Annotated in this window: 11 protein-coding genes; 3 read left to right on the top strand and 8 right to left on the bottom strand. The window is 52.6% G+C overall.

Annotated features, from left to right (window positions below; all coding sequences use genetic code 11):
- Positions 1–13: 13 nt before the first annotated feature.
- The 6 genes from C1752_RS12655 to C1752_RS12630 all read right to left on the bottom strand — a co-directional run bounded on the left by C1752_RS12655 (position 14) and on the right by C1752_RS12630 (position 7,427).
- Positions 14–604, bottom strand: a complete 591-nt coding sequence (locus C1752_RS12655) for a molybdenum cofactor guanylyltransferase (protein WP_233501579.1) — start codon at positions 602–604, stop codon at positions 14–16.
- A complete protein-coding gene (locus C1752_RS12650; protein WP_315865258.1) occupies positions 604–1,674 on the bottom strand; it encodes an anthranilate phosphoribosyltransferase family protein in 1,071 nt (356 codons plus the stop codon). Before C1752_RS12650 ends, C1752_RS12655 begins: the two co-directional genes overlap by 1 nt.
- A 21-nt stretch (positions 1,675–1,695) precedes the next feature.
- Positions 1,696–2,652, bottom strand: a complete 957-nt coding sequence (locus C1752_RS12645; RefSeq protein WP_110986439.1) for a LysR family transcriptional regulator — start codon at positions 2,650–2,652, stop codon at positions 1,696–1,698.
- 414 nt (positions 2,653–3,066) lie between these two features.
- Positions 3,067–4,788 carry an iron uptake porin gene (locus C1752_RS12640; RefSeq protein ID WP_233501578.1) on the bottom strand — a complete coding sequence of 574 codons (1,722 nt, stop codon included), beginning with the start codon at positions 4,786–4,788 and terminating at the stop codon, positions 3,067–3,069.
- Positions 4,789–5,049: 261 nt separating this feature from the next.
- Positions 5,050–6,090, bottom strand: a complete 1,041-nt coding sequence (locus tag C1752_RS12635) for a hypothetical protein (protein WP_110986437.1) — start codon at positions 6,088–6,090, stop codon at positions 5,050–5,052.
- Between the two features lie 200 nt (positions 6,091–6,290).
- Positions 6,291–7,427: a beta-ketoacyl-ACP synthase gene (locus tag C1752_RS12630; RefSeq protein ID WP_233501577.1), complete on the bottom strand. Its 1,137-nt coding sequence runs from the start codon at positions 7,425–7,427 to the stop codon at positions 6,291–6,293.
- A gap of 294 nt (positions 7,428–7,721) precedes the next feature.
- On the opposite strand from C1752_RS12630, the gene C1752_RS12620 reads away from it, so the two are divergent.
- The 3 genes from C1752_RS12620 (at position 7,722) to C1752_RS12610 (ending at position 12,561) form a co-directional block, all read left to right on the top strand.
- Positions 7,722–9,635, top strand: a complete 1,914-nt coding sequence (locus C1752_RS12620) for a protein kinase domain-containing protein (RefSeq protein ID WP_110986434.1) — start codon at positions 7,722–7,724, stop codon at positions 9,633–9,635.
- A gap of 99 nt (positions 9,636–9,734) precedes the next feature.
- The gene (locus C1752_RS12615) at positions 9,735–10,127 is read left to right on the top strand and encodes a rhodanese-like domain-containing protein (RefSeq protein ID WP_110986433.1); all 393 of its coding nucleotides are present in this window, start codon (positions 9,735–9,737) and stop codon (positions 10,125–10,127) included.
- 13 nt (positions 10,128–10,140) lie between these two features.
- Positions 10,141–12,561, top strand: coding sequence for a response regulator (locus C1752_RS12610; protein ID WP_233501576.1), 2,421 nt, complete (start codon positions 10,141–10,143; stop codon positions 12,559–12,561).
- On the opposite strand, the gene C1752_RS12605 is transcribed toward C1752_RS12610, so the two are convergent.
- Positions 12,558–13,763, bottom strand: coding sequence for an FAD-dependent oxidoreductase (locus C1752_RS12605; protein WP_110986431.1), 1,206 nt, complete (start codon positions 13,761–13,763; stop codon positions 12,558–12,560). The genes C1752_RS12610 and C1752_RS12605 overlap by 4 nt on opposite strands.
- Before the next feature lie 20 nt (positions 13,764–13,783).
- Positions 13,784–14,881 carry a threonine-phosphate decarboxylase CobD gene (cobD, locus tag C1752_RS12600; protein WP_110986430.1) on the bottom strand — a complete coding sequence of 366 codons (1,098 nt, stop codon included), beginning with the start codon at positions 14,879–14,881 and terminating at the stop codon, positions 13,784–13,786.
- Positions 14,882–14,888: the final 7 nt, after the last annotated feature.

Raw genomic sequence — 14,888 nt, 5'->3', positions numbered from 1 at the left:
TATTAGTATTCTGTCAGCTTGATGCCAAATCTTCAGGAGTATTGCAGTTGCGAAGCATCGCGGCTGTGGCTCCATTCACCGCTAGCTTTTGCACGGGCATTTGCTCCAGCCAGCCTTGAAATGAACGCCCGCCTTGGGCAATGAAGGACTGAAGCTGAGGCAAGCAACGTCGATGATAAAAGCCACACAGCGGTTCCCAGCGTTCTTGGTGATACGGCACTTGAGCCAACAATGGATCAGGTAAACCCCGAAGCTTACGGCTCCAGCCTCGGAGGAGTTGAGACTCAAGACAAGGTAAATCGCAAGCCAGCAACAGGATCCAAGGAGATGAAATTTCTTCTAGTCCCTGTCCTAAAGCGATCAGTGGTCCTTGCTGAGGCGTGGCTTCTTCGATGAACTGAACGGGAACAGAAATGATCGGTTGATATCGTTGGGGCCAAGGGGTCAAGACAGAGACAGATGAGCAACACTGATCAGCCACTCGGCAAACTCGTTCCAGTAGAGGAATGCCTTTCCAAAGCAGCAGGGCTTTATCCGTGCCCATGCGAGAGCTGCGCCCCCCTGCCAGAATGAGTGCAGAGACCTGATCAGGCTCGGCAAGCATCATGAACAGGCCGAGATCTTTTGACAAAGATGCTGGAGGGTTGAAGCTACTTTTCCTTCCTGTAGGAGCGATCTCACCTTTTCAATTCCTGACCGTAAATCGGGGCAAAGTTTCAGATGCCAAAGATAGAAGCCACCACTCCAGAGGACGGCTGGCAGAAGGGGAGACTTTTGACCTGCGATGACCTGATGCATTTGGGCAAGGAGGGTTTCTGTGGATTCCAAAGGCACCTCTGCTCCCCCTAAATCATGGTCGCGGGCCGATAAGAATAGCCGCTCGAAGGGGGGATCGTTGTCGGGATTATATACACCGATGATATTGGTGCGATCGCAAGGCAAATCACAGCTCCCCTCTAGCCCCTTGATCGTTGTATAGGGATAAACATTACCGCGCAGCGCAAACACATCCTGCAACAGCCTTTCAGTCGGCGGATGCACAAAACCCGAAAACTGATGGCGATTGCCCGCATAGGGACACCACAGTAGCTCCGCCGTTGCCAAAGTAGGCCGTTTCCCAATTTGGTCTCGATAGTCCACGAGCTGATGGGCCAACGAAAAATGTTGAGGCAGATAGACCATACTCAGCCCCGTTTCTGACAATACCTGATGTGCCTGCTCAAGCGTTAAAGCTGTCCAATCAATCCCCAATCCTTTCCATAAATCCACCAGCGGCACCCCATACTTCGTCGGCATACAGGTACCCCCATGCATCAGTACCGGGTTACCCTCCGTTGCCAGCAGTAGGGCAATCAGCGGCAGTAGAGGCGCCGTGCGCGACCGTCCATCATAGGGCACACTGAACACCGCAACCGGCTGAGGGTTGTCAATTTCAGGCACCTGTGGCCCCAGCAGCTCAAAAGCATCCAAGATTCCAGCCATCTCATCCACCGTGGCTCGCTTGATGCGATGGGCAATCAAATAGGCTCCAATCTGGGCCGGGGTTGCCTGCTGCTGCAGCATCAGTCGGGTCGCTGCAGCCGATTCCTGCCGAGATAAATTTTTGGAAGTGTGGACCCCACTGCCAATCTTCTTTAAATATCCTCGAAATTCTTGGCTCATAGCCTCAGTCATAGGGGTACGTAAACCTTAAGGCTAAGACAATGGAAGTACAGAATTTATTTGCTTGGCCTTCTGAGACTGAAACGAGTCGCAGACCAGCCTCCGAAAATTGGCAATGGGCGGAATCAGAAGTCGATCCTGGGTGGTCACCATTACCACCTGACGCATGAGTGCATCTTGGTCTGTCATTTGGGACTCCGGCTGCGCGAATTGCCGAATGGCCAAAGTTGAATCAGTCTGCGCCTCCACCAGTGCCCCATGAGGCAGCAGAGAAATCATCTCACCTTGACGAATCACGCCCCGAAACGCATCCAGCGTATTGAGTTCTAAAACAGCCTTCAGCTCTAAGCCCTGCCGCTGAAATTGAGACTGGACCAATCGCTGCATCCCGTAGCCATCTTTAAACACCACCTGCGGGAATCGCGTCAGCTCAGCCCAAGGAACAATTTCATACTGAGCTAGGGGATGATTCGCCGCCATCAAGACTAAAATCGCCTCATCATACAGTTGATCCACCACTAGCTCCGAGCTTTTAGTGAGATAGGCATTATCCATCACAATGGCCAAATCCACGAGACCATCCCTCAAGACTTTTAGAGAGCGATCGCTCCCCAGAGATGTCACCCGCAGCTGCACCTCAGGATATTGATGGCAGAACTGCTGCAGAACAGGTGGAAGATAGTGAGCACAGACCGAATGAATCGCGGCCACGCAAAGTTCGGGCTGCTTCCCTAAGCGCAAATCCACTAGCTCTTGCGTTGCTTCTTGCCATTCAAATAAAATTTTCTTTACCCTTGGCAAGAGTTGTTCTCCGGCAACCGTGAGCTTATTCTTGGGCCCGCGATGCAAGAGAGGGAGGCCCAGTTCTGTCTCTAAACCCTGAACCTGTCGGCTCACAGTAGACTGAGTCACCTGAAGCTTCTGCGCGGCACCTTGAAAGCTGCCGGTATCGTAAACCGCTAGAAAAGCTTGCAGTTGTTCAATTCGCATTAAAATGTGGCCCAGGCTACAGTCTCTAAACACAGTAGCGAATCTAAGCCTAGAGTTTGGTACACCTTGATACATCCTTGATATATAGCGGTATACGTATTGATTAGGACATAAAAGTAGATTAAATCCATCTTTACTAAGGAAAGAAAGGCTGTCCTAATTCAACCGAGTACTGCAGTATCTGGACTGTCGATTTTGCAGACTATTAATTGGGGTTGTACAAGGAGTCAAGAAAATCACGCGACGCCGCTTTCATGCTCTGATTCAGCCCAGCTAAAAATTAATTCTCCCAGTACTACAACAGAACTGGGAGAAGACTGAGACAAGTGACATCGTACAGCCCGCCAAATGCATGCACAATCAAGCAATTGGCAAGGCTGCCTATCTCAACTAGCCATAGCACGACAGTAGAGGCTAGAACCGAAAGGTTGTTCGAATCACGCCTACAAAAATATCGCTATTGTTGGAGTCGCTACCCGGATTGATGAGATAGATAAGACCGGGCGTAATCGTAATGTTGTCACTCACAGGAAACTGATAGTTGGCTTCAAGGTGGTAGGTGGTTCCAGATTCACCGGTTTCAATCGGAGAGTCAGAGCTAACAACCTGAGGAGGCAAACCAAAAATCAAGCCTCCGATGGCACCCTCTTTCCCTAAATCAGGAAGTGCAACGTTGAGAGCGGCATTCCCAATTTCTACCTCATTACCGACGCCAGACTGATTGGCAAACGTATAGCCTGCCCAGCCGCCAACCGCCAACCAATCCGTGATTCCGAAGGTCGCCTCAATACCCACTGAGTCACTACTGAACGCAAAACCCGTTGTCGATCCGTCAGCGATTGGGAATGGAACATTCGCTAACCTTGTCCCTGCCCCCATGTTCAAGTTTCCGCCTGGTGAGTTGTTGCGGACATAGGTTAGGCCGACTTGCGATGTGTCAGAGAGCTTGTATGTCGCCTGAGCTAAGAGGCTAAAGCTGCCCCCAAAAAGACCGCCATCATCTGCACCATCAACAGTGCTGATCGTTGCGGTCGCATCATTCGCGTTACCCGCGAGATATCCCACATCGAACCGGAGCTTATCAGTGGGCTTAAAGGATGTTCCAACCCCAGCAACACCAGGGATAGCAACGGTTCCAATTCGATAGATTGGGTTGCGTTCACCGAAGAAGGAGATAGATCCACTCCCCCCCCCGAAGCCTTCGAAGTAAGGGTTAACAGTTTCAGCATAATAGTGGTGAAAAGCAGCATTGGCAAAAACGGTGACGTCAACCTTATCGCCAATGGGAAACTTGTAGTCTAAGCGGTCGAGAATAACGCCATTTCCAGTGTTACCGGTATCAAAGGAAATTCGGGTATCAAAGGTGCCTGCCCCTTCGGGGCCTAGAGGAGGAGACGCAAAGTTGACATCCCGATTCGAAGATTGTAAACGGGTGTAGAGGCGATCTTTGCCGGTGAAGCTGGTGAGGAGGTTGAGGCGCGTCCGCTGATTAAAGGCAAGGCGACCGTCGATGTCATCGCCAGTCTCCACATTTTCACCAATCAGCCCCCCTGCAGCAAAGATGACTTCACCATTGAGTTTGGTTGTTGTCGAAAATTGCTGGGCTTCAACAGTGTCAACGCGCGCTTCTAATCCATCGACTCGACCTCTCAAAGTTGCCAGTTCGGCAGCAAATTCGTCCTGCAGCGCTTTGACAGCATCGAGATCAGCCTTGGAAGCGAAGCGATCGCTAATCTGGTCTAAGCAAGCATTGAGAGCTGCCGCCATTTCATAGCGAGTGGCGGAGCGATTCCCTCGAAAGGTTCCATTGGGATACCCAGCAATACAGCCGTAGCGCTCTACTAGAGACTGCAGCGCTTGGAAGGCCCAATCAGTGGGCTGCACGTCAGAAAGCTGAGAGACAGAAGTAACCTGTGCTTGGGAAGCATCGTCTAGATCATGAAGGCTGCGATCGCCTTGATAAAGCGAATCTGTCTGAGACCCAAGCAAATCACTGACGCTGGGATCTTCTGCATCGGCAAGCAAAATGGGCTGTATCTCTCTAGACGCAGCAGCTTCAGGGGTCTCGCCAATTGCTTCTCGGCTAATTTTTGCTAAGGGCTGTTCGCCTTGAACCTCGCTGGACGAGGCAGCCACAGCTGGCCCTCCAGCCATAACAAATATCCCCATCACACTGAAGAGGATCTGCTTCCCAAAGGGGTTGTACATTATGTTCTTCCTCACACCGTTAACTATCAGCTGTTTCTCAGCTAGTTATTATTTACCACTAAACTAAGCGGTCATAGACTGGTTTAGCTTAGGAAAGAGGAAAGAGGAGGATTGTAGCTTAGATTACTTAAACTGGGATCGTTTAAGTCATGCTGCATTCAATGAATGTAGCTTCTGCATTTCACCGAATTAAAATTTCTGATCGGGATCCAAGGCTCGCACCTGTCCACTGCGCTTAATAATGGCTTGACCATTTTCAACGGCGGCTAAAACCCAGCCACTGTCATTCAGGATTTCACCTATCTCAACTCGGCGCGTGGCTCCATTGTTCTCCACTAAAGCAACGGACTGATCGCCAAATTCTAGGACGCCCACTAGCGTTTGCGCAGCTTTGCTCACATCAGTCAGGGGGGCAGGTTTAGCAACTGCAACGGTTTGAGTCGCACTGGGTTGAGCCTCGGGCTGAACTTGAGGTAGCTCTGTGGTCGCGGATGCAGCCTGAGGTGCAGACTTAACCGGTAATGGCTCTTGCTTGGCAGGGATGCGAGCAGGTGTAACGCTGGCCGGAATCGTGGCCGGTAATTTGGGTGCCGCAGCCTGAACAGAACTGATGGTGGGAAGCGTCGGCTTGTTCAGCGCTTTGCTAGGAGTTTGTGGCGTTGGTGCTTGTACCGGTGGTACGGCAGTGGGAAGCGTCGGCTTTTTGCTATCAATTTTTTGCAGCGATTGCGTCATGCTTGCGGCGAACTGCACGTCGGCAGAATTGATCGGGAGAGATTGTGTTGTTGCTTCAGCGATAATCGGCGCGGTCACGGGGCGGGGCGCTAACTGCGTCCCAATCCATACCAGAGCTGCACCCACAGAGGTCAGGGCAATACAGACGAAGAGCCGCTGATTGAATTTTGAATCTTGCGGATTACCAATGCCGATGGTTTCATCTAGAGAGAGCTGCCATTCAGGGATTTGCCTGGGGGTTAGGGCAGCTTCAATGGGGGTATAGGACACTTCTAAGTCGCTGGATTCAAGTACGCTGAGCGCTTGACGCGGGCGTACGCGAGTTGACAGAGATGAGGAGGTTTTCTGTCCAGACGTTTCACCGTCTCTAAGTTTATTGTCAAGTTGAGCGAACAACTCGTCCATTAACTCACTGGCGCTCGTCTCTAGGATTGCGTCATTGGAAAGAGACGGTTCTGTCGAGACAGTGACGTCAAGGCCGAAATTGTCAGACATAGGTTTTATTCCTAATGCGTTTAGCAAGATTGTTGATACCCGGTTATAGAGTGCCCGGAGTATCGCCTATCTTTTACACGCTCCTAGTATTCACTAAGATGTGCCTAAAAGTATCTTCAACAGTATCCGCTACTTTGAGCCTTGGGGGAATGTCAGCCGACTGTGCCGACAGGTCTCTTATCCATATTGGAACTGGGGCCTTAAATCGCAGCTAAGGTCAGGGCGGTATTCTGGCCTCCGAAACCGAAGCTGAGGCACAGAGCTGCTCGTAATTTCATGGGTGTTGCTGCTCGAGGTAGATATAGATCGAAGGCTGGATCTCTAAGTCCTACACAGGGCGGCACAATTTGCTGCTGAAGGGACAGCAAGCTGAAGGCTGCACCGATGGCCCCAGAGGCCCCCAGAGTATGGCCGGTGGCTCCCTTGGTAGAACTAACAGCAACGGAGGCCGGAAAGATTCGCTGAACTAAGGAGGCTTCAGCCTGATCGTTGAGTTCGGTGGCGGTGCCGTGGGCGTGGATATAGTCGATGTCAGTGGGCTGTAAATGGCTGCGCTGAAGGCTTTGTTGAAGAGATGCGATCGCAACCTTCTGATCTCGATCCGGCGCGCTGCGATGATAGCCATCGGCAGTGCAGCCAAACCCCAAAACCTCACCATAGATTTCTGCATTTCTGCGCTGGGCCAAGGCTTCTGACTCCAGCACTAGAGCAACCGCCCCTTCTCCCAACGCTAGTCCTTCTCGATGTCGGTCAAAGGGATAAGCCCCCGTCGTCGCCATTGCCCCCATCTTGGCAAACCCCGCTAGCGTTAGCGGAGTGATGGGAGCTTCTACAGCACCCACGATCACTTGACTACACTGCCCCGTCCGAATCAGATCTGCCCCCTGGGCTATTGCCCAAAGACCTGTAGCACAGGCCGCCCGAGGAGAAAGAGCGGGGCCGGTAACCCTCAGCTTCTGAGCCACCATAGAGGCAGGAGAGTCACCATAGAGCCGTAAAAGGTCGTTCTCGACTGAGCCTCTACCATGATGGGCACGAATAGCAGACTCCCACTGGGACTGAGACCCTCGACTAGAACCGATCACGACACCGGTTCCTGGCGTTAGTGAATCGAGGTCAGTGTCTTGCAAAGCAGCATCAATCGTCGGGAATAGCAGAGCCGCAATCGAACTGGGAGCATCATAGACAAGCCCCAGTGGTCGGGGAGATAGCTCAGGGAACGGTTGATGAATCTGAAGCCCCGTTGCCCCCTTGAGCAAATGCCCCCAGCTACTTTCCACCGTTGAACCCAGGGCTGAAGCAAGGCCCATTCCAGTCACAACAACCTGCATTGACATGAATAACGTATCAGCTCACTCTCTTCAGTTTTTCCATTCTGATCTACGGCATTGGCTGTCATCAGATCGGTAACGACAGGGTACTATCTATCGCTACTACACCAAGCGAAAGAACACGTTGCATCAGTTTTGAAGCAGTTGAAGAAATTCGTAAACTTTTTTCTAGAAGAGGTACAGGGACAGTTTTGCACCTTTCTTGAAGATGTTAACAATCTCAGGAAAGGGTGGCGATTGCCCATAACTAATGCTGCAATGGAGTCTGAGGGTATTGAGGTCGGCTGAGGTGCAGATTGTATGGATTTAATGAACTGTACGTCGTGTGGACAGCAAGTTGCTTCCAAATCTCACTTTTGTCAGTACTGCGGAACGTCTCTAAAGACGCAGCCCTCTGGCCGTTCTCCTGCCATCGGATCAGATCGTTCAGATCTGGCCCCTCACAGCTTAGAAGGGGCAGGGAATAGCACATCACCCAACTTCGCCAGCAGTTCCTATATCGCATTACCAGCCGGGACACGATTACGAGATCGCTACATTATCGATCGCCCCTTAGGGCAGGGCGGCTTTGGTCGGACCTATCTAGCCCAAGACACAGGCCGATTCAATGAATCCATTGTCCTTAAAGAGCTAACCCCTTCGATTCAAGGAACAGCAGCCCTGAAAAAGGCAGAGGAACTTTTTCAGCGAGAAGCAGCCACCCTACATCGACTGGAGCACCCTCAAATTCCTCGGTTCTGGGAGATTTTTCAGGCTGAAAAACGCCTATTTCTAGTCCAAGACTACATTGCAGGCCACACGTACCAGCAGCTTCAGGAAAAGCAGGTGAGCAGGGCTTTCAAAGAGTCTGATATTCTCCAGCTCTTTCGAGATCTGTTGCCGGTGCTGAGTTATTTACATCAGGAGGGCGTCATCCACCGAGATATTTCGCCCGATAACATCATGTGTCGAGATCGCGATCGCCTCCCGATCTTGATCGATCTCGGGGGTGTTAAGCAGGTGGCAATGGATGTCGCAACCGAGGTAATCTCCCCTCAGGCCAGTGGCTTTAGTTCGAAGGGCGGCACTCGGCTCGGCAAAGTTGGCTATGCCCCTGATGAGCAGATGCGCCTGGGGCTGGTCGCCCCTCACAGTGACCTTTACGCCTTGGCCGTTTCTGCACTGGTTTTAATGACGGGCAAACTGCCACAGGATCTTCAAGATCCTCAATCTCTAGAGTGGACTTGGCAGCAAGATCTCAGTTTGAACCCCGATTTCAGCGCTGTTTTGCAAACGATGTTGGCGGCTCGACCATTGGATCGGTATCAGTCAGCGGCAGAAGTGATGCAGGCGCTAAATGCTCCGAATACCGTGCCGCCCACTGAGGTAGTCTCAATAGCCGGTTCACCGCCATCAATGCCGCCACCGACCTTAATCGATCCACCAAGCTCGCAGGGAAACGTGGCTACAGCAGGAACCACAAATCCTGCTCAGCCTCCGATACCACCAACCGTTCAAGGAACATCTCCTGTGGCGGTGAGTCAGCCGAAGAGTGGCAACGCTTGGAAATGGGGATGTGCGATCGCAAGTCTCATTGTCCTCTTGCCTGTGGGATTGCTCACCCTACTGGTAATCATCGGTATCATCGTCGGCCCCCAGGATGATGCCGATGAGCCAACATCCTCTAGCCCTAGCCCCGAACTGACCACCTCGCCTAGCCCTCAAACCCAGAGCCAATTTCAGCGCGTCCAGATTCGTGCATTGGAACCCTATGAACATCAAACGCAGGGGTTCTCTATTAGTGCTCCCCAACGGTGGACCCTCAAAGACAATAGCAAGTCGGAAGAAATCATTATGGTGTGGACCGATCCCACCGGCAACGGCGAAATGGTAGCAGACCTCTTTGACGTCGCCAGCGAACCCTCCCAGGCTGAACTAACTGAGATTGTAGAGACCTTTCTTACAGAAACCTTCAGCGACAAGCCCGACTTTTTTATCGAGGATGCGCGGCCCCAAAAAGATGGCAGCGTCCTATTGATCTGGGGATACACCGGCACAGCAACAGGCGACATCAAAGTGGAGCTTCTAGGCAATAGCTTCATTGAGAATAAAGGCCAACGGGTGGCCCTCCTGAGCTATATCGTTCCAGAAGAACAATTTCAAGATCTTGAAAGCACGCTCAATAAGATGATTAACACCTTCAAATTTGATCCAGCAGCATCCCTCTCTCAATAGTGCAGTCAAAGCAACGATCGTGATATCTTCCGCTCACCGTTGGCAACGCCCCAACAGTAGCCCTTAGACTAAAAAAGAACAGGATTTGGGCTAAAGATAATGACGGAGCCACGAACGACAGTATCTAAAATTGCAACCTTATCGCCCACTGAGTACGCAAATCAGACCTCACCTCCGTTACTCATTGATGTCCGCAGTGCCCTGGAGTATCGACTGATGCATCCTGCTCAGGCCATAAATCTCAGCCTTCTCCGCCTATTGCTTGGCACTCTACCCACCCTGCGACGCTGGGCTTGGCCTCATTGGTTCCAGACACTATCTCCAGAACAGCCTGTGGCGGTCATTTGTCTCACGGCCCACCGGAGCCCCATCGCAGCTTCTTGTTTAGAGAGATTGGGGTTCAGCACTATCAGCAATATCTCAGGAGGACTGATCGAGTGGAACAGAATGGGGCTTTCTACCTGCAAAGGCACCAAGGCATCACCGGACTGATCACGCAGTAAGCATGGCATCTTCTCAGACCTCATCCCCCTTTCCAGACCCCATGAAGCTCAACAGCGTGGGGGGACAGATGGCGCAGCAGTTTCTTGCTTTTGTCGAGCAAACCAGCGACGCCTTTGTTGCCTTTGATCTCAAGTTTCGCTACATCGCCATCAACGCCAGCGGTGCCTGCTTGCTCAGCCTAGAACCGCAACAAATCATCGGCTCCACCCATCGAGAGCTACTGGGCGATCAGGCCGATGAGATTGAACCCTTTTTAGAAGAAGCTGCTGAGACCGGAAAAAAAGTATTCGTCGAGCGAACCCTGCAGATCGAGCAGCAGATTCGCCACTACGACACGGTCTACACCCCGACTATGGACGCCAGCGGGAACGTCACCTGTATCTGGGGCATCTACCGAGACGTCACTGATCAAAAACGACTCCAGCAGCAGCGAGAAGATCGCCTGCGTCTACAGACCGCCCAAACAGAAGAGCGCTTTCGCACCTCATTTACCTACGGTGCAGCCGCCAAGGCTCTCATTAGCATTGAGGGTGAGTGGCTCCAGGTTAATCCAGCCCTGTGCCAACTGCTCGGCTACGAAGAGGCCGCGCTGCTGCAAAAGACAATCCAAGACCTAACCTTTCCAGGCGATCTTGAAGCCGAACGACGGCAGTTCAGACAGCTCTTAGTTGGCAAGATTGCCAGCTACCAGGGGGAGAAACGGTTTCTACACGCCAACGGAACAGTCGTCTGGAGCCTCGTCAGCGTCGCACTTGTTCGGGATATCACAGACAAGCCAGCCTACTTGATCGCCGAAATGCAGGACTTGACCCCCCTCAAACACACGGAACAACAGCTCAAGCGGGCAAAACGAGAAGCAGAGTCAGCGAACCGGGCCAAGAGTGAGTTCCTCGCCATGATGAGCCACGAAATCCGCACCCCCATGAACGCCGTGATTGGCACCACGGATCTGCTTTTAGAAACCGACCTAGGTGAGCTACAGACAGACTTGGTCAATACCGCACGCACCAGCGGCGAATCGTTGCTGAGTATTATTGACGATATCCTCGATTTTTCTAAAATTGAGTTCGGTAAGCTGGAGCTCGAAGCTCAACCCTTCAATATTGATCTCTGCGTGGAAGAAACTCTCGATCTGGTCAATGCCCGAGCCTCAGAGAAAGCACTGGAACTAGCCTATTCTAGAGAATCAGAGCAGCCTCTGTTTATCGTTGGCGATCTGCATCGTCTGCGCCAGATCTTGGTCAACTTACTGGGCAATGCCGTCAAATTTACGCCTGAAGGGGAGGTGGTAGTCTCAATGACGGCCCAGATTCTTTCAGAGGCGTCCGCTGATGCGCCACCGACCTACGAACTACAGTTCGCTGTTAAAGATACCGGCATTGGGATCAAACCTGAGCATTGCGATCGTCTGTTTCAGTCCTTTAGCCAAGTTGATTCTTCAATCACGCGCCAGTATGGTGGCACGGGTCTAGGACTCGCCATCAGCAAGCGTCTAAGCAAACAGATGGGCGGACGCATCTGGGTTGAAAGTCAAGAAGGGTTGGGGTCTACCTTTTTCTTTACCATCCACGGACAAGCTGCCCCGCAGATGGCAGCCCCCTCCGCGGCAGATCACCATCGACTTCAAGGGAAGCGTGTCTTAATTGTTGACGACAACAACACCAATCGGCAGATTCTGCGCATGCAGGTTAAATCCTGGGGAATGGTGCCGATATTAGCAGCGTCAGGGGTAGAGGCGCTGATGCTGCTCGGCGAGAATCATTTTGACCTGGCAATTTTAGATGTACAAATGCCGGGGATCAGTGGTCTAACCCTAACGGCTCGCCTACAGAAGCACTTGGGCGATCAGGCTCCCCCCGTTGTCTTACTCAGCTCCATCGGCAATATCAATCCTGAAGCTCAATCCCTCCAGATTGCGGCCTCCCTTCGCAAGCCGGTTAAGAAAGCACGACTCCATCAGATTCTGTTGCGCATCCTTGATCCCCAGCTTGAGATTACGCCATCCCATGGGCAGGCTGACTCGCCTCAGGTCACATCAAAGCCCCTACGAATCTTGCTGGCCGAAGACAATGTCGTCAACCAGAAGGTGGCGCTGAGAATGCTGCTGCAGCTAGGCTACGAGGCCGATCTAGCCGCCAATGGTCGGGAGGTGCTGGAACAAGTGCGCCTCAAGACCTATGACGTGGTTTTAATGGATGTGCAGATGCCAGAGATGGATGGCTTGACGGCAACACAACAGATCGTCCAGGAATGGTCGGTGGACGTGCGCCCCTACATCATTGCGATGACGGCAAACGTCATGCAGGGCGATCGTGAAGACTGTCTGGCAGCGGGCATGAATGCCTATATTAGTAAGCCGATTCGCCTCAAAGATCTGAAGGAAACGCTCAACGCGGTCGCGGATGCAGCAGCCCAGGACTAAAAGTTCCAGCGTCGTCGCCGATGAAACAGGTGTTCTAACCCATCGCGGTGTTCTACAGGCTCCTCAGCCGTCTGCCGTATGATGTCTGAGGTGGCGGCATCAATAAAGACCCCATTCGCAATTTCTGACACAGTGCGCTGCTGCTCTACAGCCTGGGCCAGTAGGTGGATCATCTCTGCAGCAGCGGTACCGAATAAATGTGCCCCCACTAAAGTATTATTGTCTCGGGAAATAAGGTGACAGAGTCCCGGCTGTCCATGGGTGGAATCGGCGGTTGCGTAGGGCTGCTTGAAAACCTTGATTTGACGGTACTGTCGCTGGGCCTGAGCGGTGGTGAGGCCCACTCTAGCCAAAGCAGGTTCAGTTAATATGGCCCACGGAAGATGACAGTAATTGATGGCGTGAGTCGGGGAAAAAAGAGCGTTTTTAACGGCAAGACTGGCTTCATATCGAGCAATATGGGACAGATTGTAGCCCCCCAAGACGGCACCACAGGCATAAATTCTAGGGTGGCTGGTTCTCAGCGTTGCATCAACCCATAGACCGTCAGAGGTGTGGGTCAGATCCAAAGATTGTACAAGGGGAGAAGGGACTGTAGGACTATCTTCAGCCCAAACGATTTGCGAGGGCGAGAAGGAACGATTGCACAATAAAACCTGATCAAAGACAGAATCGGCAGGGAGAGGCGTATGGGTCAAGATACAGACGCCATCAACTTCGAGCTGTGCCTGCAGAAGCATGGCGGCATCAGGTTCTTCAAACGGCAGCAGTTTAGAGCGGGCAGCAAGGGTCACAGCATGGCCCTGTTTGACCAAGCGCTGGCTGAGCTGTAAAGCTGTGGGACTGTCGCCGACAATTAGCCAGGACTGAGGGCTTTCGTAAATCTTGGCATAGGCAGCATCAACGCTGAGGTAGAGAGATTTAGGGGCTGAAGGGGCTTGCGCGAGTAAGTAGTAACGCGATCGCAACTCTCGATTCTGCGCCACTACCTGCAAGGGCCGTTTAACGAAGCGCCCCTCAGCTTCTATTACATCAATGCCTCGACTGGCGAGGGCCGCGGGCGTATCTGTGGCACTCCGAGCATCAGCGTAAGCCTGGTCACCCACCAGCGCCACGCGAGCATGGAAACGACTCGCCGTGATGGCCGCCCATCGAGCAGCATCTGTGCCACCCAGAATGACCAAATCATAATCCACCGCCATAGGTTAATCCCAACGTTGATTCATGTCCGGCCATCCCCACTCAAGCGAGGCAGACGGGGCAGCACAGCGGCTAGCGCCTGCAAAAGCTGCTGATTCTCAGCCAAGGTCCGCACGGCAACTCGAAAATAGCGATCACCCAGCTCCGGGAAGCTAATACAGTCTCGGATTAAAATTCGAGCTTCCTGCATTAACAACTGCTGCAGGGCCGTGACGGAGCAGGGGGCCGCCACCAGTAAATAGTTAGCAACCCCCGGTAGCGGCTGCAATCCGAGCTGCTGAAGCCCTGTAAACAGTTGAGCGCGCGCCGGCGGTAGCCAGTCCCAAGTTCGCTGCTGAAAAGCCTGATCTCTAAGCACGGCAGTCCCCGCAGCGGTTGCCAGAGCATTGACGGACCAGGGATCACGCCATCGTTGCCACCGCGCTAAGCGATCAGGATGGGCAACGGCGTAGCCAAGTCGCAGTCCCGGTAAACTGTAAAACTTAGTTTGCGATCGCAAGATCACCAAATTCTGATGATTAATCACCTCATCCAGCAAACTCTGCTGATCCGAGACCGGCAAAAAATCCATAAAAGCTTCATCCACCACCACCAGCTCAAATTGATCAAGGCAGGCGAGCAGATACTCGCGCCCCAGCAAACCTCCCGTAGGATTGTGGGGATTATTGAATAAAAGACCTGCATTGGGCCCCGAAAGCAGAGGCTGCCAATCTTGGAAGGTGGGTAAGCCAGGTTCTACGTTAAGAGCGTGGACCTGCACAACCGCAGAGAAAGCCGTTAGCGCTCGGTGATAATCACTAAACGCCGGCACCAGTACATGCGTGGCCCGGAGCTGCGCCAAATCACGGCAGGCCCAGGTTAGCAGCTCTGCCGAACCATTGCCCGGTAGAATCCAGTCGGCAGAGACCTGATGGAACTCACTAATCGCCTGACGTAGAGCCGTTGAGGCCGGGTCAGGGTAAGCGCTCAAGTCCCCCAAATGACACTTGATAGCCGCCAAGGCGCTAGCGGGAGGCCCGAGAGGATTGATGCTAGCAGAAAAATCTAGAACCTCCCCCGGTTCACAGCCAGCCAGGTGTGCAGCCCAACTTAAATTGCCACCGTGGAGAGGTCTTTTCAACTTCGGT

This window comes from Acaryochloris thomasi RCC1774 (assembly GCF_003231495.1).
GTDB lineage: Bacteria > Cyanobacteriota > Cyanobacteriia > Thermosynechococcales > Thermosynechococcaceae > RCC1774.
The sequence above is the reverse complement of the archived record's forward strand: the minus strand, read 5'-3'. Positions and strand labels throughout refer to the sequence as shown.

Excerpts from the sequence above, each read along its gene's own strand:
- C1752_RS12655 (WP_233501579.1), bottom strand. The coding sequence starts at position 604 with ATGCTTGCCGAGCCTGATCAGGTCTCTGCACTCATTCTGGCAGGGGGG.
- C1752_RS12650 (WP_315865258.1), bottom strand. The coding sequence starts at position 1,674 with ATGACTGAGGCTATGAGCCAAGAATTTCGAGGATATTTAAAGAAGATT.
- C1752_RS12645 (WP_110986439.1), bottom strand. The coding sequence starts at position 2,652 with ATGCGAATTGAACAACTGCAAGCTTTTCTAGCGGTTTACGATACCGGC.
- C1752_RS12635 (WP_110986437.1), bottom strand. The coding sequence starts at position 6,090 with ATGTCTGACAATTTCGGCCTTGACGTCACTGTCTCGACAGAACCGTCT.
- C1752_RS12630 (WP_233501577.1), bottom strand. The coding sequence starts at position 7,427 with ATGTCAATGCAGGTTGTTGTGACTGGAATGGGCCTTGCTTCAGCCCTG.
- C1752_RS12620 (WP_110986434.1), top strand. The coding sequence starts at position 7,722 with ATGGATTTAATGAACTGTACGTCGTGTGGACAGCAAGTTGCTTCCAAA.
- C1752_RS12615 (WP_110986433.1), top strand. The coding sequence starts at position 9,735 with ATGACGGAGCCACGAACGACAGTATCTAAAATTGCAACCTTATCGCCC.
- C1752_RS12610 (WP_233501576.1), top strand. The coding sequence starts at position 10,141 with ATGGCATCTTCTCAGACCTCATCCCCCTTTCCAGACCCCATGAAGCTC.
- C1752_RS12605 (WP_110986431.1), bottom strand. The coding sequence starts at position 13,763 with ATGGCGGTGGATTATGATTTGGTCATTCTGGGTGGCACAGATGCTGCT.